The following is a 24363-nucleotide window of genomic DNA, read 5'->3' as shown; positions in this document are numbered from 1 at the left end:
TATGAGAGATTTTTAAAGCTTCAACAGCTCTTTTTCAACTTCATTGAGAAATGCTTCGATGTTAGCTTCATGACGCTGATACAACGTCCATTGCCCATGGCGTTCGGACGTAACCAATCCTGCTTTTTTTAACACACCCATATAGTTTGAAATGGTTGATTGCGACAATCCAGCTTTTTCTTGGATGTAACTGACGCATACACCATCCAGATTAGCATGCTCTGGTAATGACGCTGGGAAATTTGATCTGTCTTTCAACCACTTTATGATTTGGCGACGCATGGGGTTGTTAAGTGCAGATATTATGTTTTCTGTATTCATAAAATGTGTGATATCGATACCTAATTAATAATCAACAACTGTCAGAGTGGAACATTAGATTTTTAGTTTACTCATTATGGGTCTAGACACCAAAGCGGTGTAGAATCTATCTACCGCCAATGTGCCAACCATATACAAATAAACGGCTACTAGTAGGATACTGCTTATAACTAGCGTTTATATTCTGACTATACGTTTCTATAACAGTAGAGTATACAGCCAAAACTAGATTAATTATGACAGTTGTACTGTCTAGTCATCGGAATATTGTCGAATAGTAACAATATATTATGGGCAAGAAAAGTCTGTTTCAAACCGTATTTAACACTAACGTTGTTACGACTGACTTATTAAATACACGTTAGTTCTTTGCCAAACCAGCAGTAAAATAGTATTAGAAAGCTTCTGACATGACAAGGGCGTGTTGAACATTCAACACGCCCTTGATGCTTTATGTTCTTAAATTTTATTAAGCTTTTTTATTAATTTGGTTAGCATCGCGGTAGAGTACCGAAAAACCTAATAAGCATAGTTGTGATATCTTAGCTTTTTAGAAATGCCTCAATTTTTGGTTTAATAGTCATAGAAACAATGACCATTAATGTCAATCCTACTGGTAATGCAACTAGAAATCCTTCTAACCAGCCATTCAAAAATGCTGTCTGATTAGCAAAACCGATCGTCTTTGAGGCAGTACTAAAGGCCAGCATAGACTCCATTATGCAAGCCATCACTACACCTGTGATGAGATTGCGTTTGTACGCTTTGGTATTAGGTAGCTTGTGATTAATAAATTTTGTGACTAGACCCATCAGTAAGAAGCCAATCGGCATAATCGCATACGCTGCAAGTAGCGCTCTAGACCAGTCTATAAAAAATGTATCGGAATATCCGACATTCATATAGGTCATCACACCTGTTAAGAGACCACCTATGACAGTCATTAAGGCAAGTATTAATAACACTTTGTAGAGCAACGGTGTTTTTTTAGTGCCATCATTCTTAGCGCTACCACTTTTAGAACCATCAATGAGCAGGGTCTCGGTATTTACTGGCATAGTATTTGGAGCCATCGTTATTTTCCTCTCATAAAGAGCGTTTAATTAGTCAGTGTTTTTTTCTGCCTGTCGATCGCTTACAGATTGGTCTTCTGCAACACCTGCTTTCCAGTAAGAAAAGGCATATAGCTCATCTTTAGACCACTGTTGCTCGACCTTTAGATAATGACGAAGGGCTTTGATAGATGAGAATTCGCTAGCGATATAAGCAAAACGGCTCTGTTCTGCAGTTGGCAAATCGAGAGATTTCACTATGTCGATTAATTGGCTACCTTGCGTTGGATCTGGGTTGTGTAACCATGTCATGGTGATATTGGCCGCTGTCGGCAATTCTTGCTCATCTTCTGTACCGTGCACTTCGATGATGCATTGACCAGTCGCACTGGCAGGCAAGCTTTCTAATATTGAGCCGAGCACTGGTATCGCTGTGGCATCGCCAATCAGTAGAAAATTATCTGCATCAGGACAAAGCGCTTTGGTTTTAGGCTTCATTAAGATACCAATCTCGTCGCCAACCTCAGCATGAGTGGCCCAGCCTGAAGCGGGTGCCTCGTCACCATGAGCGACAAAATCAATCCAAATCTGTTGTTTTGCTACATCGGCGCCGCGATGAGTATAAGTGCGAACAACGAATGTAGTATTGTCATTTAGGTCAATTGGCTGAGCTTTATCGACAGGAATAAGTACTTTATTGTTTGCGCCCACTGTCATGGTCGCGATATTGGCAATAGTATCTGCTTGGCCTGTGAGGTATATACGGATGTAGTGCGGAGTAATCATTTGCTTGTGAGCAACGGTCATGATTTCGCGTACGGGTTTCTGATTTATTGTGTTATTCATACGGATCTGTCCTTACTTATTTATCGGTAGTCTTGCTAGTGCCAACGTTGTCTATCATGGTGCGACTGACACGGAAAAATAACGCAAGCTCTACGAGGCTTAAATCTTTCGTTAATTGCTGTCTTGTCCATTCTTCTGCTGCATCAAGCTTTGTCATAACCTCTTCGCCTTTAGGGGTCAGCTGTAGTAATTGGCTGCGACCATCAAGCGGGTTATCTGTCTTTAATATTAGCTCAGCCGCCAATAGGTCATTTAAGGCACGGGTGATTTGCGCTTTGTCTCGCTGCATATGCTTAGAGATAGATAGCGCAGTGCTATTCGGGTTATAACAAACGCCTTTTAAGGTTCTAATATTGGTCACGGACAACTCGACACCTTGCTGACGAATGCCTTCTAGCAGCAGGTTGGTATAGGTATGCATCAATTGATGTAGTGTTTCGCTCAATGAATTGTTAGACATAAAAACTCTTTGATATAGTTGATAGAAGCAACTATATAGAATAAGGTTGATAGTGTCAACTATAAAATGGTTTTTGAAGGAGCGTCTGTATCTATAGTTAGATAATTTTCAATGAAATAAGTTATTAGGAAGTAAGAAAAATAAGGGTATATCTTGAAGGAGGAGCTCTTGGATTAAAGGGATTTATGACTAGGACGCTATGCAATTAATAAGCTTTGTAATTAACAAATGCTGTGATTAATAAGTTCTAGAATTAAAAAGCAGGCATAAAAAAAGCTGAGATATACTCAGCTTTTTTATTTTTAACGATTATCAAAAGCCTATTAGCTAGGCTCAATATTTTTCTGAAAATTTAGTCATTTTCAAGGAAAGAGCGCAAGTGTTCAGAACGTGATGGATGACGCAATTTACGCAATGCTTTCGCCTCAATCTGACGAATACGCTCACGCGTTACATCGAACTGTTTACCGACTTCTTCTAGAGTATGATCGGTTGGCATATCGATACCGAAACGCATTTTTAGGACACGCGCTTCACGCTCAGTCAGGTTGCCGAGTACATCACGAGTCGCTTCTTGCAGACCAGCAGCAGTCGCATCATCGACAGGGCTTGAGATCGTACCATCTTCGATAAAATCACCTAGGTGCGAATCTTCATCATCACCGATCGGAGTTTCCATAGAGATAGGTTCTTTGGCAATTTTCAGTACTTTACGGACTTTAACTTCGTCCATCTCTAAGCGTTCGCCTAATTCCTCAGGTGTTGGCTCGCGCCCCATTTCTTGTAGCAATTGACGTGAGACACGGTTGATTTTGTTGATGGTCTCAATCATATGCACAGGAATACGAATGGTGCGCGCTTGGTCAGCAATAGAGCGGGTAATCGCCTGACGAATCCACCATGTGGCATAGGTCGAGAACTTATAACCACGGCGATATTCAAACTTATCAACGGCTTTCATCAGACCGATGTTACCTTCTTGGATAAGATCCAAGAACTGTAGGCCACGGTTGGTATATTTTTTGGCGATAGAGATAACCAGACGTAGGTTAGCTTCAACCATTTCTTTTTTCGCGCGGCGAGCTTTTGCTTCACCAACCGCCATACGACGTGCCACATCTTTCATATCGTGGATTTTCATGTCGAGCTGTTGCTCGTAATCACGGATACGACGTTGTAGTAAAATAACGTCATCAGTAACTTTTTCTAGCGTACCAGCAAATGCAGGCTTACCTTTGATACGTTCAATCAACCAATCAACATTGGTTTCATTGCTAGGGAAGGTCTTACGGAACTCTTCACGCGGCATACGACCACGGCGAATCACCAAACGCATGATTTGACGTTCTTGCTTACGTACGTCGTCATAGACGTCATGCATGATAGCCATGACTTGGTCTGACAAGCGATTATTTAGCTTTAGCATCATAAAGCGTTCAGCAAGTAGGGCATACGCTGTATCAGCCTGTACGCTACCACGGCCATAATCTAGCAATGCTTGCTTGGCTTTGATAAATAGATGCTCGATCTCTTCTAGACGTAAACGAACTTCTTCTGGATCAAGACCGCTGGTTTCTTCCTCAGCTTCGTCTTCAACGTCATCTTCGTCTTCGTCATCATCATCAAGCGCAGCTGCTTTCGCATTGACCTTGGCTTTGATAACCGGTGGGTTTTCTTTTTCTTCTTTGATGCGTTCACGCTCTTCTTTCGCCGCTTCCTTTGCTTCTTGGGCAGCGATTTTGTCTTCTTCGGTTTCAGGGTCTAAGAAACCAGTGATAACGTCAGATAGTTTCTTTTCGCCGTCTTGTACTCTTTGATACTCGTCAAGGACAAACTGTACGGTACCAGGCCAGTAAGACATGGCATGCTGCACATCACGAATACCTTCTTCGATACGCTTAGCAATGGCAATTTCGCCTTCGCGAGTCAGTAGGTCAACCGTACCCATTTCACGCATATACATACGTACAGGGTCAGTGGTACGACCAGGCTCAGTTTCAACAGAGGCGAGTACTGCCGCTGCCTCATCTGCTGCCATATCGTCATCACTTGAATCATCGTTCATCAAGATGTCATCGGCATCAGGAGCTGATTCAAAGATTTTGATACCGACATCGGTCAGCATTTGCACAATGTCTTCGATCTGATCGCTTTCGGTAATAGAGTCGGGCAGCTGGTCATTCACCTCAGCGTAGGTAAGATACCCTTGCTCTTTGCCCATTTGGATTAAGGTGGCCAGTTGAGATGTGGACTTAGAAACTGACTTATCGTTCATAAATACTCGCTTACTTGCATCGGACATTTTTATATTGTGACTCGCTATCGCTCGCTCTTTGCGTTGATCTTATCAATTGATCGATCAAAATATGGCGTAGAGGTTGTCAATAATATCAAAAATGAGTTGATATGAATAAAGGCTCAAAACACTACAATAACAATGCTGATAAACAGCTAAAAATTAGAAAAGCTAAAAAGACTTCAATATGGTACTTAAAAAATACAGTACTTAAAAAACAGTATCTAAAAGCTGATACGTAAAAATAATACCTAAAATTTGTGCTTAACGATGCATGCTCACAATCATTCACCAAGCAGTGCTGTCAATATACAGCGACACAGTTTAACACAGACCACAGTCGTCAAGCACGAGCTAGTGATAGCTACCGACCATTTTTTACTGATTATTTGCCATAAGCTAAATGATTTAGAAGCGACTCATGCTACTGGGCATAATCATTAGTAGTGGGGGCAGCTGCTAGACTTTTAAAGGGTCAACATTTGAAATTAAAAATTAAGACTGCACCGTGACCATCTGTGCCGATTGCTCTGCCTGCTGTGCGCGTAGCCAATCATTTAATAATTGGGTTTGTTTACGGACGATCGCAAGCTTAATATGATCAGGGTTCTGTATCAGCTCTTGTATTTTTTTCTTCATGTTGCGCTCAAGCAGCTGACTGACTAGCTCTTCGATTAGGCCATCAAGCCCCAAAATATTACGTGCGGTTAGCGCTTTATAGAAGCCGCCCCAGTTACGGCTCAGCATGTCTTGGGTCGCAGGCTTTACGTTCGATAAAATAAAATGCGCCGCTGCATTGACATCTTTTGGTAGGTAATTAAGACAGCGCTTGATAGTGCTTACGATGTCTAGCAGGGCAGCATCTTGCAAGTCTTCCCACGCGAGAGGACGCAGGGTATCAGATGATGCTTTTTGTTTTATATGCGCAGGTAGGTGTAAGCCATTAATCCCTGACTGTTGCCAAATCGACTCAATAGGGTCGTCGAGTAACGCGCGCGGCTGAAACAAAAAGCACAGCTGCAATTGCTGACTGATGGTCATATCACCATCGAAATCTAGCAGCGCATCTTTGGCCTCGACATTCTGACTGCGTTTACCGCCAAGCTTTTGATAAACGTCATTGTTAAGCAAATAGCGAAAGCTACTGCCTTTGGGTAAGGCGGTCGTCAACGAGCGTACTTGGGACATGAGCTTGGCTTTGCCTTCAGCCAGACTCATGTCATAACGTTCACTCAAATACGCAAAAATATACTGTGATAGCGGCATGGCACTAGCGATTTGCTCACGCATGGCATCGCTGCCCTGACTCTTAATAAAAGTATCAGGATCATGATTGTTAGGCAGGGTTAAAAACCGCAGTTCTTTATCATCGGCCAATACAGGCAGGGCAACTTCAAGTGTACGCCAAGCGGCTTTTTGTCCTGCACTATCTCCATCAAAGCTTAAAGTAAGCGTTGGATTTAGTGTCAGTAGACGCGATATTTGGCTTTCATTAATCGCTGTACCCATCGAGGCGATTGCCCCATAGATACCCGCTTGATAAAGAGCGATCACATCCATATAGCCTTCGACCACCAGCCAGCTGTCTGCGCGCTGCTGACGTGATTCATAATAGCCGTATAGTACATGCTGCTTATGAAAGACGGGCGAGTCTGAGGAGTTGATATATTTAGGCTTTACTTCGTCATCAAGCGCTCGACCGCCAAAACCAATAGTACGGCCTTGGTTATCACGAATTGGGAAGATGACTCGGTCGCGCAATAGATCGTAGTCGCGGCCAGACTCTGACTGACGTACCAATCCTAAGGCTTTTAGTCCCTCAATATCCTGCGGAAATTGATGCTCAAGATGTTGCCAACCAAATGGTGCATAGCCCAGACCGAAGGTCTCAAAGATGTCTTCAGTGATACCGCGCGATAAAAAGTAGTGCTTGGCATGGGGATGCGTGGTTAGGTTGTGCTGATAGAATTGTTGGATTTGCTCTAGTAGCTCATATAGATTGCCATCTTTATCATCGTTTTGGCCAATGTCATGAGCGCCCTGCATACCAGCGCTAGTATCGGTATCTGTCAGCCATGCTGGCGGATAGCCACTGTCAGCTGAATGGTTTGGCAAATACGGCTCTGAGGAATAGGAGTCCATCGAATATGACGCTGAATCATACGCCTCTAACGGCGGGAAATTCTCATAGCCCTGATTGTCATCATAAATGGGCTGGTCGATGTAGTTTTGGTCACTTTGGACGACATTGTTTTGATGACTGTCTTGATAAATGTCTTGACGATTATTTTGATGGTTGTCTTTGTTTATAACGTCTTGGCTTACTTTGCTATGTTCTACAGTTGGGCTAGGCACATTGTGCACAGGCGGCGGTGCAATAGGTTTGGGTGCGCGACGTTGATAACTAACGTTTTGCTGTTCTTCTTTTGGTACTTCAATGCCTGTTTGCTTTGATAGTTCATTGACCGCTTCAATAAATGTCAAATTTTCATAATCACGCAAAAAACTGATGGCATTGCCACCGACGCTACAGCCAAAGCAGTGATAGATGTTTTTTTGTGGATTGACATAAAAGGAAGGCGATTTTTCACCGTGAAAAGGGCAACAGCCTTTATATTCACTACCAGCGCGTTTGAGCGTGGTGTGTTTGCCAATGATGCTGATCAGGTCAGCTTGGCTATTTAGTTGTTCAAGAATATGGTTAGGAATGCTCATACAAAAAACAGTTTACCATAGGTCGATTATGTTGGGGCAGAGGTAATAAGGTACTGCTAGAAAAATAAGGCCAACATAATGTTGACCTTATTATCAATGAATACAGACTGTGTTAGTTAGGCTAAGCTAAGAAGAGACTCCACGTAATCAATTATTATCCATATCACTCACACTGTCGTCATTTAGCGTAGTGCGACGTGTTGGATTGGTATTTAGTGGATCGACGTTGGCTTCTCGTGCAGTCGAGCCAGTACTTGATTGACTGGTTACGCGTTCAGCTGACGCTTCAGGCAGACCTAAGCCTACGCTAATACCATTACGTGCAGCAGCATTATTGGCGATTGGAGTATTGGCAGGCGTCGTGTTAGTCCCTGCTAGTCTCAACTGGGCTGCATTACGAATCATTTGTGTCTTGGTGGCGCCGTTATACTCGCCAGACGCGACTGATTTGTCAGTCGTGTTCGAACGACCAAGCTTGCCAAAGGTGATCTTGTTGAGCCAAGTACGGTCACGTTTGGTGCTTAATTTCACACTACCGTTGCTGGTTAGCATTTCTGGATAGTTGATCTGCAACAGCGTTTTGTACTCATTGGCCAAATCGGTTAGACCCAGTTTTTCATGGCTATAGGCTAGTACTGCAAGAGCATCTGGCGTTGACTCGCTTAGCGGGTAGTACTGGAATACCCATTTGGCACGGTTAACCGCTGCTACATAAGCTTCACGCTCGATGTACCAATTGGCTGCGCTCATTTCGCTCTCAGCAAACTGATTGTAGATGAACGTCATACGTTGAGCGGCATCTGGTGCATACGGGCTGTTTGGATATTTATTGATAAGCTCTTGGAAATTGGCAAAGGCAATACGCAAATACGCGGTATCACGCTCAGCTTGGTTCAGCTTAAATAACTTTAGGCTCTCAGATGAACCTTCCATATTGGCAACGCCGCGCACATAGTAGGCATAGCTGACTTGTGGGTTAGACGGATACAGACGGATAAACTGCTCAGCACTTGCTGCCGCCATCTCATACTTATCGCCTTCGTATTGTGCATACATCATGTCAAGCAAAGCTTGTTCAGCGTACTGTCCGGTTGGGTAGAATGTGCGCAGATTGGTCAGCTCTTCGATACCTTGGATATAGTGACCTTTGTCAATCTGATTGACGGCCTCGTTATAATACCCTTGCTCTGATTTTTCAGCTGTTTCTACTGCCTCACCATCTTTGGCGCCAGTTAGATTTTTGAAAGTCTGGCAACCCACTAGATTGACGCTAAGCGCCAGTAGGGTTATTGAGGACAGTTTGATAAACGTATTGCCAACAGCTTGCATACTTCTTCTCCGACACAAGACGCATAATAGCAGCGGCGCTATCATGCTATATAAAAGGTTAGTGATAAAAAACGACGCTAAATAGTCAGCGATCCACCAGCAAAAATTTTTTATCGAATGCAGTTTTTGTTATGACGTATTGTACTGATAGATTGGGTTTGATACATAGTGCTTGTATAATAAGCCAGTCATAGACCACATGCATTTAACCATAATTAAACGGCTTAAATGGCAAACACGGTCAACAAAGCCCAATGCTATTTTTATACTGTATCTAAGTACGGCATTCGCATACAGTGCCATAGCATACAGCAAAACATGACTATACTTTATAGAATAACATTTGCTACGTCTATTTTTTCGCCATCTATATTGTATAGGCAGTTTAACATGAGCGGCTGTCACGAGCGATATCGAATGTCGCTAGCATGAGTAAATATACAGTAAATTACAGCAATGTCATGTTCTAGAGAGTTAAGCGATGCATCTTACAGCCCAAAGGTATGCTCAAAAATTAACAGATAGCATGCAGCTTCTATAGGGCTTATGCGTGCAACATGATACACTAGAGCGGTGTTGTCTTTGCTTTTTTGTACCTTGAAGGTGGTTATCTGCTACTTATAGGCAAAAAACGATAATCAAAAAACGACAATTTTTTATACTGCTATTTATAATACTATCTTCGAAGTCACCTCACAAAACACTGTCAGGGGCTTTGCCACGTATCAATGTATCAATCCGCTATGAATAATGATGCCATGACTACCAATTTATCACCGAATCAATCGCTAGATACTGATTCATCAGCACAAGAGTCACCAATGCCAAATGAAGTTTTGAACAATAATGAGCTACCTGATAATCAACCAATTACAAACGAGCAAATGCATGATGATGCGCTTGATAATGAAGAGTTGCTCATCGATGATGGTAATGATCTGAACGATAGCGACATTGATGATAATGATATTGATGACAGCGACATGGACGGTGACGACGATGAAGCCCCAGTAGCGGGTCAAGCTGTACCAGTGATTGTAGATATGACGCATGTGGTCACAGAAGATCAGGCTGGTCTGCGTATTGATAAGGTCGCCTCACAAGCGTTTTCAGACTTTTCGCGTGTGCAATTACAGAACTGGATTACTGATGGTAGTCTGCTCTATAACGGCAGTGTTCAAAAACCGAAAGTCCGTGTCAAAGCAGATGACGTATTGCATCTATCAACGACGTTACAGCAGCATGGCGAAGACCAACCAGAAAACATAGATATCGATGTTGTCTATGAAGATGATGACGTACTGGTAATCAATAAACCTGTCGGTATGGTGGTTCACCCAGGCGCGGGTAACCAAAACGGCACTTTGGTCAATGCATTGCTATATCACTATCCTCAGCAGCATCATTTACCGCGTGCAGGTCTCGTGCACCGTATTGATAAAGACACCTCTGGATTGCTATTGATTGGCAAAACCAAACCTGCTCAGATGGCACTGATGGAACAGCTAAAAGACAAGTCTGTTTATCGTCACTATAAGTGTGTGGTAGCAGGGGATCAAGCAAGCTTATCTCGCCATCGTCGTATCGATGCGCCGATTGGTCGACATCGCAACCAGCGTACTAAGATGACGGTGATGACTGCTGGTCGCGAAGCAGTAACGCATCTACTAAATGTCACACCATTGAACGAAAACTACTGTCTGCTAGATGTCGGGCTTGAGACTGGACGTACGCATCAAATTCGTGTGCATCTAAGTCACATTACTTATCCACTAGTCGGTGACCGTGTCTATGGTGGCCGTCGTCAGTTGCGTTCTGGATTGACAGAAGCTCAGCGCCAAGCTATTAATAATTTTCCGCGCCAAGCATTGCATGCCTATACGCTAGGGTTTGTGCATCCGACGACAGGTGAGGACATTGAGGTGACGACGCCGCTACCTGAAGATATGCAAAAACTGATGGCCGTACTCAGCGACGGTTATTATGAAGAGTAAACGCTAATGTTTACTAGATGAGAGGTGAGAGCGAGCAGCCATGACGAACACGTTACCGATGACAATGATTGCGCAAATTGATAATGTGACCGTTTTTCAGACGGCTGCTTTTGCATTTGATAATATTGATGACTCTGCTGCTAAAAACCAGCGTACAGGTTGTGAAGGCCAGTCAAATTACGGCGAGCTGAATTTAGGTCTGCATGTCAATGATAATGCACTGCAAGTATTAGATAACCGCATGAATCTATTGGCTGCTATCAATGAGCAGCTGACAGATAAGTCTGCACAAAATGAGCAGCATGCGGCTATTAATCGCTTACATTGGGTCAGTCAGGTTCATGGTAAACATATTCATGATGTCGATGCTACTACGCTGAATATGGCGCCACTGTCTGCTGATGCGATGGTCAGTCAACAAAGTGGTCGCGGTCTGGCAATCATGACGGCGGACTGTGTACCGATTGTCTTATATCAGCCCACCAGTGGCAAAATCGCAGCGATTCATGCAGGCTGGCAAGGACTGGCCTGTGGTGTGATACAAGAGACTGTCAACCGCTTTACCGATTCAGGCCCTATACAAGCTTGGATAGGAGTGTGTATCAGTCAGGAAAATTATGAAGTAAATACAGACGTTCGCGATAAGCTATTGGCTGGGTGTATAGCCAATCAGACGTTGCCAGAGACGCATATCGATAACTTTGTTTCGCTATTTTCTATATCGTCTCATAATGACAAAATAAAGTTGGATTTACCGAAGCTTGCTGCCATGCAGTTAGAAGCTGCTGGTGCTACAGTTGTGAATGATTTACCTGTTGACTGTAGTTACGCAGATACTCACTATTACTCGTATCGCCGCCAGACTCATATGCAGCAACCTGCCACAGGTCGGATGGCACTAGTCATCGTCCGTCGTTAGCAGCTTTATAGTCAGCGAACTACTAAACCGCTACGGTGTTACCCTCCCTAGATGTACTATATGTACAATCTACGGTCGGCTGCCTTGTAGCTGTTTTAGATTTCTTTGACTATATAATAATGAGTAGTGGCAAGGAAGTGATAAACAAAAAAAACAGCAGATTATTCTGCTGTTTTTTTTGTTTGAGTACCGATTAAGTACCGAATCTGCATTATTACAACATATGTATTAGCAAACGGAGTCGCTAGATTTTGGTACTGATAAGCCAAATAGAGGACGTAAATACAGTGCCAAAAACGTACCTGCCATTGCCAGTATGCCCCAGATATAACCATGCAAGCTAAAAGAGGCGATACCACCAAAGTAAGCGCCGATATTACAACCGAACGCGAGACGTGCGCCATATCCCATCATTAGTCCGCCAATGACCGATGCTGCAAAATTACCGGCAGTAATCTTAGTAAACTTGAACAAGCCACCCGCAGCAGAGGCGATAAACGCGCCAATGATAATGCCGATATTTAATACAGTGGTTGAATCTGCAAAGATAGAGGCTTCAAGCGCTGCTGCATTAGCCCCTTGCCAATAGCCCCAGCTAGCCACATCCATGCCAAAGCCGCTTGCAATTTTAGAGCCCCATAATGTAAATGCTGACGTAATGCCCCACGGTTGACCACGTGTGAGTAATGTCAGACCGTTGAGTAAAGCTAAGACGATTGCGGCAGCAAATAGCGGCCAAGAACCACGAAAGATTCGTTTCCAACCAGACTCAGAAGGTACGGGCGCCATCTTCGGTGCGTTTCTTTTTTTCTCAACGACTAATGTTACCCATGCGATAATGCCGAATATGGCCAGCGACACCAGCCATGCACCTGTATAACCAAGACCTGTAGAAGTTGCTAAAGAGAAAGGCGCATAAGCGGGCATCTCTTCTGTCCAAAATGGTAAGTGATAGGCCCCAATCGTGGCACCTACTATGAAGAAAATAAAGGTGATGAACATAACAGAGCGTCCACCGCCTACCGCATAGAGCGTACCAGAGGCACAGCCGCCACCAAGTTGCATGCCGATACCAAATACAAATGCGCCTACGACTAGACTGACCCCTAATGGCGCGACATAACCTGCGACAGGACCGCCAAATAGCGTCGTGCCATAAGCAAGGATTGGCGCAAATAGCGTAACAGCAACTGCCAGCATTAGCATGTGTGAGCGCATCGCCTGACCGTTGCCCACTGCCATCATACGTCTAAAAGCAGAGGTAAAGCCAAAGCGGGCATGAAAAAGGGTATAGCCTAACAAAAGACCTATCCCAAGTAGCAATGATTGAGAGATATGTTGAGTGGCTAATAGATACGCGAGCACTATCAATCCTACGATGCCACCACCCATAATTAAGGGTTTTTGTGGTGCGTTTAGGGCCAGATCATCTCTGACGATAGGATCTTTCGTATCGTTTACAGGTTGAACGAGAGTAGTCAAGGTAATAGCTTCCTTATCCGATGATGTTATCAGATATCATTTTTATAAGAATTTATATGAGTATAGTTACGCAGGTTTGCAGAATTGGAAACTGTATTTCTGTTAATTTGGTTTAGCAGTAATAAGCGTTACATCATAATCCTATTGTCATTAATGTAAATACGGAGAGATTAGAAAAAATAGAATTAGTATATGATGATATGGAATAAATAAACTGCTGTATATATTATTTGATATTAATAGTTGCCTATAGTTCTGATAATTATAGGTTTATCAGGTATCAGGAAGTTGTTTGTGTCATATTATCAGTTAACGCGACTTACTCATTTATATAAAATATATTAAAAGTATATATGATCTGATTAGTCAGACTTTAATAAATAACTTAAAAACGAAAATACGTCTGATACAATGGGCTTGAATTCAATGAAGTTCATCGCATATATACTGGTATGTATATGCTGACGTATAGAGACTATGTAATTAAAGATAGTGCAGTTAAAGACTGTGCAATTAAAGACTATGCGATTGCTCCATCACCATTGATATTTCTGCTAGCTAAATTGACTCAAAGAAGCGTTGCTTGATTCTGTTATATCGCCTGATAGTTCGAAAGTTTGAGCTATCGATAAGTACTTATCAGTGAAAGTGAAGTCGCTAGCTATCGATTGTGGCTAAGTATCCAATATTTTGTAAGTTTTATATTCAACCAATTATTTATTATTAGAGTACGTATGAATACACCTGCTAAATCGTCTAACACCTCTACATCTACTGATAACGCGCCTAATGTCTCAATCGCTGTTATCTTCCATAGTAATTATGGTCATACCAAGCGTGTCGCTGAGGCGATAGTACAAGGTGCGCATCAGCAATTGCCAGAAGCGCAAGCCAAGGCTGTCGATGTTTATGATGTTGATTGGGATTATTTAGATCAGGCAGACTTGCTGGTTTTTGGTAGTGCAGTGTATATGGGCAGTGTGACGGCTGAATTTAAGACCTTTATGGATGAGACATCTAAGCGTTGGTATCATCGTAAATGGGAAGGTAAATGGGCAGCAGCGTTTGCCAATTCGGGTGGTCTGAGCGGTGATAAACTTGCTGTATTGCAGCAGATTTCTCTATATGCGATGCAACATGGTATGAATTGGATTGGTCTGCCATTGATGCCGACAGGTCATGAGGCTCACGACTTAAACCGTTTGTCTAGCTTTTTGGGATTGATGACTCAGTCGCTTGATGGGCCACCTGAAGAGACACCAGGTTCGGGTGATATTGATACTGCTATTTGGTTTGGTGATCATCTGGCCAAAACGATTATTAAGCATCAACCAGCTGGCACTAAGCGTTAAAAAAAGCTAGAACCGACAGAGCGATCGAATAAAAAAGCAGACATTATTGATGTCTGCTTTTTTTGTGCCCAATTTTTATTGAGCGATAAGTGCGATTAAGCGCTAGGCTTTTTATGGAGCAACGAGCTTAGTAGGGGCGGGCTTCACGGGGATAGGACTGTCAACGAATTGAAATGATTGACAACCTCCTAACAGCATCGTTGCTATTAGCAAATAGGTAAAGGCAAATGACTTCATAGTAATATCTCAAAAACGATTTTAGCCCAACGATATGTCACGATTACTTATCATTAGAAGTCACAACAGTGAAGAGTCGGGCTTATTTGCAGACATTATATATAAAAATCGGCGGTTCATAGCAGTTTAAAGGCGATATATGTATTCGGTACTGTTTTTATGCAAGCTATCTCACTGTTTGGAGTACGGCTTATCTAACGCTTCGTTTGATTTGTCATGTATAAAATTAGAAATATTTATAAAAACAGCGTCTGGTGTTGAGTTGCTGAGCAGTGAATAAAATCTACAAAACGTATAGGTGTTTACTTAGATTTAAGTTATCTACCAATTATTTGCCAACTGTTTGATAGTATCTATAGGCATTTTAACGGGTTGTGTTATAAATAAGAATAGTGATAATATGTTGAAAGCTGACCAAATAGTCAAGTATCCTATAGTACGAGTTTTCTAACAAATTTGTTCGATGAATGCTGATATTTGCAACCAGCTTACCTGATATTAAAAAGCGCGATGTCCTGATTTTTTTATCTCTTAAGAATGTATTAGCAAATAAAACATAATAACCGTACTTGAGCGGTTGCAGCATGATGTAAACCAAATGCTTACGTTCAGCATTTAAGCCGTCAAATTCCTTAAGCCCTATGCTTATCTTCATTATTTTATTTTAGCCGAGTCTTGCTATGATTAGTTTTTACTTAAATGGGAAACGCCATGAGCTAACCCAGCTTAACCCTAATACGACGGTGCTTGAGTATCTACGATTGCATGAAGGCCAAACCGATACCAAGGAAGGCTGTGGTAGTGGTGATTGCGGTGCCTGTACTGTGATGGTTCAGCGCCTGCCTAACGCTAGCCAGCCAGCGCTTAATGATGAAAATGGTGACGAAAAAAATGTGACGCCACCGTTCTATACAGTCAACTCCTGCATTACGCTAGTGTCGCTTATGGATGGCCATCATCTGATGACGGCTTCTTATTTGGCAGATAATCCTGAGCATCATCCAGAACGTGCTCTGCTGCATCCAGCGCAGCAAGCCATGGTTGAATGTCACGGATCACAGTGCGGTTTTTGCACGCCTGGGTTTGTGATGTCGCTGGCTTGTGTTTACGAAAACAATCGTATGCAGACAAGTCAAGAGACAGCAAGTCAGAACGATGCCAAGCAACTAAGCTATGATGAAGTGGTTGCTTCAATCTCTGGCAACCTATGTCGCTGTACAGGTTATCGACCGATTATCGAGGCGGGCCTACTGATGAGTGATATCGGTCAGCAGAGAGAAGCAGAGCAGTCAGCAGTGAAAGACCTGACTATCAGTCTAGCGACAGATGCGATGGGCAGTACAAAGGAGTCAGTAGTGTCTGAGCATGTGCCAGCCAAAGACAAATTAAAAAATGCAGAGTCGAATGATATTGCACCTGCACTTAATGATGCTGGGCGACAGTTATTTATACCTAGAACACTAGATGAACTCAATCAGGTATTAGCTGCCAATCCACAGGCAACGATTTGGGCAGGTGGTACGGACTTGGGATTGAGTGTAACCCAGCATTTGGTTGATCACGAGGTCATTATCCAGCTTTCAGCTGTCGAGGCATTAAAATCATGGTCATTATTTGACGCAAAGTATGACTCAAGCAATGAAGAGTCGGATGACAAGCAAGCTCCTAGCCAATCACTAGTATTAGGTGCTGGCATGAGCTATCAGCAGATGTTGCCTGTACTTGAGCAGTATTTTCCAAGTTTTGCGCAAGTATTTGAGCGCATTGCCTCTCCGCAAATTCGTAATATGGGTACCATCGGCGGCAATATAGCCAACGCTTCTCCAATTGGTGATTTACCACCGATTTTATTAGCGTTAGATGCGTCAATTCATCTGCGTCATTGCGCGCCTAATCATGAAGAATCAGGTAACGATTTAGATAATAGTGATTCGGTTTATACGGATGAGATCATACCTTTATCAGAATTTTTCCTAGATTATAAAAAGACTAAACTGCAAGCAGGCAGTTACGTAGTCGCTATTCATATTCCTCTGATGCATGACAATCAGCACTTATTTATTCATAAAATTAGCAAACGCTACGAAGATGATATTTCAGCGTGTCTATTGGCTGCGCGAATCGATGTATCAGCAGATGGCATGACGATAGAGAATGCAAAGCTTGGGCTTGGCGGAATGGCTGCCATACCATTGTTAGCCACAACCTGTCAGCAAGCGCTCATTGGGCAAGCGGCTGAAGTTGCGAGTTTTGAGCAAGCAGCACAAGTCTTGTCTGCAGACGTTACGCCTATGACTGATGTCAGAGCCAGCCGTGAATATCGCTCACATGTGGTACAGCGTCTGCTGGTGAAGTGCGGTAAGCAGTTGGTAGCAGGTAGACAGACTGAGACTGCTTAACTAGCAGAATTGTTGTTTGCTAATACCGCCTTATCGTTATATTTGCCAAGAATAACAGAGCATTAATCAAAGCGTCCTAATAGAAGAGATCCGCCATGAGCCATCATTCGTCCTTATTTGACAGTTATAGTATCCGCCGCGTGCGTCCGCCAAAAAATAAAATTGGTACCTCGGCTAAGCATGATAGTGCGATTAGTCATGTCATGGGGACGGCGACTTATGTGGATGATATTGCAAAACCGCAAGGCACGCTACATCTGGCAGTAGGTAAAAGCAGCCATGCTCATGCACGTGTACTGAGTATGGATTTAAGCGCTGTTAGAGATGCGGATGGGGTGGTAGATGTCTTAAGTTTTAAAGATTTGCCTGCGCAGACGGATATCGGTGCGGTGTTCGACGGTGAGCCACTGATGGTGGATGACATCACAGAGTATGTGGGTCAGACGTTATTTGTAGTAGTAGCGAGCAGTCATCGCGCTGCCAAAAAAGCGGCTACCAAGGCAGTGGTGGAGTATGAGCCATTGCCAGCAGTACTTAGTATTGATAAAGCGTTAGAGCAAGAGTTCTTTGTACGTCCGAGTCACTTTATGAAGCGTGGTGACGCGGCGACTGCACTTGAGAACGCACCGATTCGCATTGAAGGTCATATTCATATGCGCGGGCAAGAGCACTTTTATCTCGAAGGCCAAGTGTCTTATGTCGTGCCTTGTGACGATGGCGGGCTAGAAGTATACACGTCGTCACAGCATCCAAGCGAAGTACAGCAGTTGGTCGCCGAAGTGACGGATTTGCCATTTCATGCGGTAAACACAGTCGTGCGCCGTATGGGTGGCGGGTTTGGTGGTAAAGAGACGCAAGCCGCTGCATGGGCATGTCTGTGCGGTATTATCGCCAAACGTCATAACGTTCCAGTCAGTATGCGTTTAGATCGTCAAGATGACATGGTGGTGACGGGTAAGCGTCATGAGTTTGCCAACCGTTATGAGGTTGGTTTAGACGAGTCTGGTCGTATATTGGGCGTGGATATGCAACTGGCTGGTTTGTGTGGTTATGCGCCAGATTTGTCTGATGCCATCGTTGATAGAGCGATGTTCCATTGTGATAACGCCTATTATTACCCAGCTGCTCATGTTGCGGGTCATCGCTGCAAAACGCATACCGTATCCAATACTGCTTATCGAGGATTTGGTGGTCCACAAGGTCTGATGACTGCTGAATATATGATGGACCATATTGCCTATACATTGGGGCAGGATCCATTACAAGTGCGTTTGGCAAACTTGTATCAAGATGGTCAAAGTACGCATTACGGTCAGACGATTGAGCATTTTGATTTAGCGACCATCATGACCAAACTGGCAGACGATTGCGATTATGACAATCGCCGTCAACAAATTATAGAAGCCAATCAAAAAGCTGCCGCTGAAGGCAGTGATAAACGTTTGGGTCTTGCTTTAACGCCAGTAAAATTCGGTATTTCATTCACGGTGCAGACGCTTAATCAGGCAGGTGCATTGGTACATATTTATACCGATGGCAGTATCCACCTTAATCATGGTGGTACGGAGATGGGGCAGGGTTTATATATTAAAATCGCCCAAATTGTTGCCAATGAATTTGACGTTGATCTGGATACAGTTAAAGTATCAGCGACACGTACGGATAAAGTGCCTAACACTTCACCAACCGCCGCGTCATCAGGTACCGATATCAATGGTAAGGCGGCTCAAAACGCTTGCTTGAATATCAAAGCGCGTATACTTGAATTTGCTGCTGAACATTTCGACGTAGCGCAAGAAGACATACGTTTTGAAAAGAACCATGTCTATATTGGCGATAAAGAAACATTGACTTTTGCTGAGATGATTCAACTATCGTACCAGAACCGTATCAGTCTATCGTCTACTGGCTACTACAAAACGCCGAAGATATTTTATGATCGCTCTAAAGCATGGGGACGTCCGTTCTTCTACTTTGCTTTGGGCGCTGCCTGTGCTGAGGTGGAAATTGATACATTGACAGGTGAGTACAAAGTCCTGCGCTGTGATGTGCTGCATGACGCAGGACAATCGATCAACCCTGCCATTGATATTGGCCAGATTGAAGGTGGCTTTGTGCAAGGCATGGGTTGGCTCACAGCAGAAGAGTTAATCTGGAATGACAAAGGTAAGCTCGCATCTGATAGTCCTGCTAATTATAAAATTCCAACCGCGCATGACTTGCCTAAGCAGTGGAATGTCAAATTGTACGATCGCAAAAACGAAGAACAAACGATTTATAACTCTAAAGCCGTTGGCGAGCCGCCGTTTATGTTGGCAGCCAGTGTTTGGTGTGCCCTTAATAATGCAGTGGCTAGCCTTGGTGATTATAAAAAGAATCCAGAGCTGACCATGCCTGCGACGCCAGAAGCGGTTTTAAAAGCAGTCATGCACATGCAAGGCACGTCGTGGAATTTAACAACTAAAGCAGATACAGATACGGTTGATAGTTTAGTAAAAGGCGCAGAAGAGAACAGTGACCTTTACAACGAAAAAGCAATGCCGCAAGACGTACGTCATGCTAAAGACATCGATCCAAAAGAAGTCGAAGGCAAACAAACCGATGACCAGCCTAACGCGATAGAGCATCCAAATGTAGCAGGGGCAAGAGGTCCTGCGCACAGTGAATGAGTCGCTAGCACCGCCAGTCGTTTGGTATGAAGGTCTAGCGCGATATCAGCAGCAAGGCATCGCTCACGTGTTGGCGACGGTCGTGGCCGTAAATGGATCTGCTCCTCGAGCGCTACAGGCAAAGATGATCGTCGCGCAGGACAGTATCATAGATACGCTAGGCGGCGGCGGTCTAGAACATGACGTGATCAATACTGCACGGCAGCTATTAAATGGTGAAATAGCAGCAACGGTATCAAAAGAAGTAAAACCAAAAGTCGCTGAAACTGACGGTGAAAGCGCATCAGTACCTTCTAAAGGGGTACGCCGTGATGCTGTCTATACTAAGCACTACCCGCTAGGTGCAAAATTGGCACAGTGTTGCGGCGGTAGCGTCACCGTTATGTTCGAATGCTTCAATGTAACGCCGCCGATGTCAGTACTAGTGTTTGGTGCAGGGCATGTAGCATCAGCGCTAATGACCATCCTCGCTGAGCTACCTTGTCAGGTAGATTGGGTGGACAGTCGCCCAGAGATGTTTAAGCGTTACTTAGTTGATGAATCTACTACTAATCAATCCAAACTTTATAACCTACCAGCGCATATCCGTCCGCATATCGATGATGAGCCTGTAGATTTTGTGCGCCCATTTATCGAGCAGGGTGGTCAGCGTTTTATTCTGGTTATGACTCATGACCATAGTGTTGATTTTGAGTTAGTGCGGGCGGCATTAGATACTATTTATGATACTAGCTCGTCTGAGGATCAATGTTCAGATATTTCAGCACCTTACATAGGCTGCATTGCCTCGGCAACCAAAGCCAAGCGTTTTAGAGATCGCTTGATGCAGCGTGGCTACGGTGAGCAACTGGTCAATCAGTTGGTCATGCCAATCGGATTGCAAGTTGGTGGGAAAGAGCCGATGGCGGTGGCGGTCTCTATCGTGGCACAACTCCTGCAGCAGTATCATCAAGCTATTTCTTGAACGGTTCACTCCATATAACTTTTATACTTTTTATCAAATTATTAAAGCGCTCAGTACTATTTATCAAAACGCTCAGGACTACCCAGCCATTGTGAGATCTACGAATGACCCTACATATTTATCAAGCTCGACTGCTGCACTACTTGACCGAAAGCGATCGTATTGAGCGTACAACCTCTGATCATTCACAGACATTAGCTGTGGAACGAGACATTACGTTGCTACCAGTGATTGAAGGTATACAGGTTTATCCTGAATATATCGCTGATGGTGCACTTGTCGTAGATGATGTGACAGGGTGCATTGTAGAGTATGGGCATAACGAGACAATATTAGCGAAATATACTAATACCTCTGAGCAAGTAGACCAGTTAGTAGTTAAAGTACATGATTATCGTGACAAACTTATCATGCCAGGTTTTATCGATACTCATGTACATTATCCGCAAATAGATATGATTGCTGCTTACGGTGAGCAGTTGCTCGACTGGCTTAATAATTATACTTTCGTCACCGAGGCCAATTTTGGCGATCCAAAAGTAGCACATGATACGGCGCAGTTCTTTCTAAATCAGTTGCTAGCCAATGGTACAACGAGCGCCATGGTATTTTCTACCAGCCACCCTGAATCAGTGAACGCATTTTTTACGGAAAGTCACAAGCTCAATACTCGTATGATCACAGGTAATGTCTTGATGGATCAAAATGCGCCTGATAATTTGTGTGTGCCTGCTAAGCAAGGCATTCGAGATACCCAAAAAATCATTGATAACTGGCATGAGCGCGGACGTCAGCATGTGGCGATTACGCCAAGATTTGCCATTACCTCGTCACCCAAGCAACTACAAATGGCAGGTGAGCTGTATGCCAGTTACGAGAGTGTCTATCTACAGACGCATCTTGCAGAAAACCTTGATGAGATTGCCTTTGTGAAACAACTGTATCCCAATCATAAAGGCTATCTCGATGTCTATGATACGATGGGATTACTGGGTCGACGCACCACCTTGGCACATGGTATTCACCTTGAAATATCGGAGTATGAACGCTTACGCGATACTGGTACGCAGATATCACACTGTCCGACGTCCAATCTGTTTTTGGGTAGTGGACTATTCGATTTACCCAAAACGTTAAGTTATACCGGTGTCAGTATCGCCACTGACGTTGGAGCAGGGACAAGTCTGTCGATGCTGACGACTCTGTCAGAAGCGTATAAAATCCAACAACTACAAAGCAATCAACTATCCGCTCATCAAGGGCTATATCAAATTACTTTGGGTAATGCCCAGTCGCTATTATTGGACAATAAAATCGGTAACTTTATGCCAAATAAAGAAGCGGATTTTGTGGTCATCGATATGGGTGCAACGGAATTGCTTGAGCGACGTATGGCGCAGACCAAGACACTGGAAGAGCAGTTGTTTGTACTAATGATGCTGGGTGATGATAGAGTAATTGATCAGACGGTAATCGCAGGTGTGAGTCGCTATCGAAAATCTACTGCTTAATAAATTAGCGAAAAATATGAATAAAGAAAAAGCCCTGTTTATGTTAAACATAAACAGGGCTTTTATCAGTTTGATTTGTGCTTAATGACAGCTTAGTTGCATTCATCTTCTAACTTAATAGACACATGCCAATCCGTGATATCAACCTCATGACAATTATTACCCTCGCCATTGATACGATCAATAACTAAGAAATCACTGTCACGCCCAAGCGCGAGTAGAGGGTGATGCCAGACATTAGCATCGTACTGTACACCTTGGTGAGATTTCGCGTAAAACACGGCTAGGTCATCAGGCGACTGCGGCGGCACACCAGCTTTTGCGACAACGACGATATAGTCTTGACCTTCCATAGATACAAATGCTTGTGTCCCAAGCGGATGGTATTCCATGACCGAAAGGGCAATCGGATTCTCACGTTTTTTTGCTCGGAAAATACTCATACCAACTGAGCCACCGTCTAGCTTACTTTCGGCAAGTGCATGATGACGAACCGCATAGCCATTGTTGATCTCATAAGTATTGTCAGCGGTTTTCTCATCAATACTATAGCGCTCGATGACCGAGCCATAGGAGGCAAAATTTGCCTTAGTCAAAGGCTTAGCCGTTAGAGTGACACTCATTATTTAGCCTCTTTGCTATTAGTGTCAGTACCAGCACCAGTGTCAGTATTAGCCTCAGTAATTTTTCCATACACGCGTACACGGCTGATACCACCATCTGGAAAAATATTAACCCGAATATGAGTGATAGGCTGGTCTATCTGAAGCTTGTCTTTACCAAAGTGATGAATGTCATCCGCATTGGTTTTTTGCGGCTCAAGCAGGGTTTCCCAAAACATACTCTGAGTCACTAAAGTTTGCTCTGGTGTATTTGGTGAGTAGACGGCTTGGATCGAGACCTTATCAGGGTAGTTGCCTTTAAAGTGGGCAGTATCTATCTCGATGGAATCAACGATACCTGCTTGACCTAGCGCGATGATGCACCAGTCATTGCCTGGCTCACGGCGACGACGAGTCTCCCAACCATCACCCATGTTAGGCGCTTTAGTTGGTAGTAGTAAATTACTAGCCGCACCAAAGTGCGCATCGTTACTGGCAATGGCACGACCACCGTTTAATGCGCCCGCTAAGTCAAGTGTCTCATCTTGTGTATTTAGGCTCGCATCAAGTTGAATATCACCATAGACACGTAGTCGGGCAACGCCGCCATCTGGATAAATGTTTAAACGAATATGGGTTACCGTTTGCTCGTTATCAATCTCGATAAGCTCATGGTTGTGACCTTGCAGTGGGGTCATACCCACTAGTGCCTGCCAATTTTTATTGTCCCAATCTTCTTTGCTTAGACTGGTAAGTTCAGCTTCATCTTGCTGCAGTAGCTCTGGCGCGTACAAGGCATCGACACTGGCGGAAGATGGGAAGTTACCCGTGAAGTGACTGGTATCAATATCTAGACCAGCTATTTTGGTTGGGCGAGCAAGTTGGATAACTAAATAATCGTAACCCAAGTGGCGTTTACGACGTGTTTCCCAGCCGTCCATCCATTTACCGTTGTTATCGAATTTACCCACGACAAAGATAGGCGCATCAGGATTTAAGATCCGGCTTTTATCTGCAAAGAAATCATCGGTTGCAAATAGGGATTTTGCGCCCAAACGACTGTCAGCGACGTTTGATTTTTTGGTAAATGCTGGCAATGTCTCAGGTAGGTTGTTTGCTGAGAGGATTTGTCCGACTTCTGAACTATTTTGACTCATGGTTATTTCCTTTATTCTATATTAGGTTTTATTTGCCGCATGCGGTCTGTCTTGTGTG

General features: G+C 43.6%; 17 protein-coding genes. 7 read left to right on the top strand and 10 right to left on the bottom strand.

The window, feature by feature from the left end; translation table 11 throughout:
* Nucleotides 1-12: 12 nt before the first annotated feature.
* From Q0788_RS02940 to Q0788_RS02910, 7 genes are all read right to left on the bottom strand, one after another.
* Nucleotides 13-321: a helix-turn-helix transcriptional regulator gene (locus Q0788_RS02940; RefSeq protein WP_160022967.1), complete on the bottom strand. Its 309-nt coding sequence runs from the start codon at nt 319-321 to the stop codon at nt 13-15.
* Between the two features lie 542 nt (nt 322-863).
* Nucleotides 864-1394 carry a DUF2798 domain-containing protein gene (locus Q0788_RS02935; protein ID WP_298807751.1) on the bottom strand — a complete coding sequence of 177 codons (531 nt, stop codon included), beginning with the start codon at nt 1392-1394 and terminating at the stop codon, nt 864-866.
* Nucleotides 1395-1424: 30 nt separating this feature from the next.
* Nucleotides 1425-2219: a siderophore-interacting protein gene (locus Q0788_RS02930; protein ID WP_298807750.1), complete on the bottom strand. Its 795-nt coding sequence runs from the start codon at nt 2217-2219 to the stop codon at nt 1425-1427.
* Nucleotides 2220-2235: 16 nt separating this feature from the next.
* Entirely contained in the window at nt 2236-2679 is a 444-nt protein-coding gene (locus tag Q0788_RS02925) for a MarR family winged helix-turn-helix transcriptional regulator (RefSeq protein WP_298807749.1), read from the bottom strand.
* Between the two features lie 352 nt (nt 2680-3031).
* The gene (gene rpoD, locus Q0788_RS02920; protein ID WP_298807747.1) at nt 3032-4954 is read right to left on the bottom strand and encodes an RNA polymerase sigma factor RpoD; all 1923 of its coding nucleotides are present in this window, start codon (nt 4952-4954) and stop codon (nt 3032-3034) included.
* A gap of 516 nt (nt 4955-5470) precedes the next feature.
* Nucleotides 5471-7690, bottom strand: coding sequence for a CHC2 zinc finger domain-containing protein (locus tag Q0788_RS02915; RefSeq protein ID WP_298807745.1), 2220 nt, complete (start codon nt 7688-7690; stop codon nt 5471-5473).
* Nucleotides 7691-7837: 147 nt separating this feature from the next.
* Nucleotides 7838-9019, bottom strand: a complete 1182-nt coding sequence (locus Q0788_RS02910; protein ID WP_114701012.1) for an outer membrane protein assembly factor BamD — start codon at nt 9017-9019, stop codon at nt 7838-7840.
* A 758-nt stretch (nt 9020-9777) separates the two neighbouring features.
* On the opposite strand from Q0788_RS02910, the gene Q0788_RS02905 reads away from it, so the two are divergent.
* Together Q0788_RS02905 and Q0788_RS02900 are read left to right on the top strand one after the other, a co-directional pair.
* Nucleotides 9778-11013, top strand: a complete 1236-nt coding sequence (locus tag Q0788_RS02905) for an RluA family pseudouridine synthase (protein WP_298807743.1) — start codon at nt 9778-9780, stop codon at nt 11011-11013.
* Between the two features lie 40 nt (nt 11014-11053).
* On the top strand, nt 11054-11932 hold the full coding sequence (locus tag Q0788_RS02900) for a polyphenol oxidase family protein (RefSeq protein WP_298807742.1): 879 nt from the start codon (nt 11054-11056) through the stop codon (nt 11930-11932).
* A 228-nt stretch (nt 11933-12160) separates the two neighbouring features.
* On the opposite strand, the gene Q0788_RS02895 is transcribed toward Q0788_RS02900, so the two are convergent.
* Nucleotides 12161-13414 (bottom strand): YeeE/YedE family protein, encoded by a 1254-nt coding sequence (locus Q0788_RS02895; RefSeq protein ID WP_298807741.1) that lies wholly within the window; start codon nt 13412-13414, stop codon nt 12161-12163.
* A gap of 734 nt (nt 13415-14148) precedes the next feature.
* Between Q0788_RS02895 and Q0788_RS02890 the strand changes: the two genes are divergently transcribed.
* The 5 genes from Q0788_RS02890 (at nt 14149) to guaD (ending at nt 22546) form a co-directional block, all read left to right on the top strand.
* Complete coding sequence (locus Q0788_RS02890; RefSeq protein ID WP_298807740.1) at nt 14149-14766, top strand: flavodoxin family protein; 618 nt, start codon at nt 14149-14151, stop codon at nt 14764-14766.
* 917 nt (nt 14767-15683) lie between these two features.
* Nucleotides 15684-17402, top strand: a complete 1719-nt coding sequence (locus tag Q0788_RS02885; RefSeq protein ID WP_298807739.1) for an FAD binding domain-containing protein — start codon at nt 15684-15686, stop codon at nt 17400-17402.
* Between the two features lie 95 nt (nt 17403-17497).
* A complete protein-coding gene (gene xdhB / locus Q0788_RS02880) occupies nt 17498-20071 on the top strand; it encodes a xanthine dehydrogenase molybdopterin binding subunit (RefSeq protein ID WP_298807738.1) in 2574 nt (857 codons plus the stop codon).
* Complete coding sequence (locus tag Q0788_RS02875) at nt 20064-21035, top strand: XdhC family protein (protein WP_298807736.1); 972 nt, start codon at nt 20064-20066, stop codon at nt 21033-21035. Before xdhB ends, Q0788_RS02875 begins: the two co-directional genes overlap by 8 nt.
* Before the next feature lie 104 nt (nt 21036-21139).
* The gene (guaD, locus tag Q0788_RS02870; RefSeq protein WP_298807734.1) at nt 21140-22546 is read left to right on the top strand and encodes a guanine deaminase; all 1407 of its coding nucleotides are present in this window, start codon (nt 21140-21142) and stop codon (nt 22544-22546) included.
* 92 nt (nt 22547-22638) lie between these two features.
* Here guaD and Q0788_RS02865 read toward each other — a convergent pair whose 3' ends face one another.
* Nucleotides 22639-23169, bottom strand: coding sequence for an ureidoglycolate lyase (locus tag Q0788_RS02865; RefSeq protein ID WP_298807732.1), 531 nt, complete (start codon nt 23167-23169; stop codon nt 22639-22641).
* The gene (alc, locus tag Q0788_RS02860) at nt 23169-24305 is read right to left on the bottom strand and encodes an allantoicase (protein WP_298807730.1); all 1137 of its coding nucleotides are present in this window, start codon (nt 24303-24305) and stop codon (nt 23169-23171) included. The genes Q0788_RS02865 and alc overlap by 1 nt, the downstream gene beginning before the upstream one ends.
* Between the last annotated feature and the right edge of the window lie 58 nt (nt 24306-24363).

Source organism: uncultured Psychrobacter sp. (assembly GCF_947500265.1).
Lineage (GTDB): Bacteria > Pseudomonadota > Gammaproteobacteria > Pseudomonadales > Moraxellaceae > Psychrobacter.
Note: the sequence above shows the minus strand (reverse complement) of the source record. Positions and strands in the feature narration are given on the sequence as shown.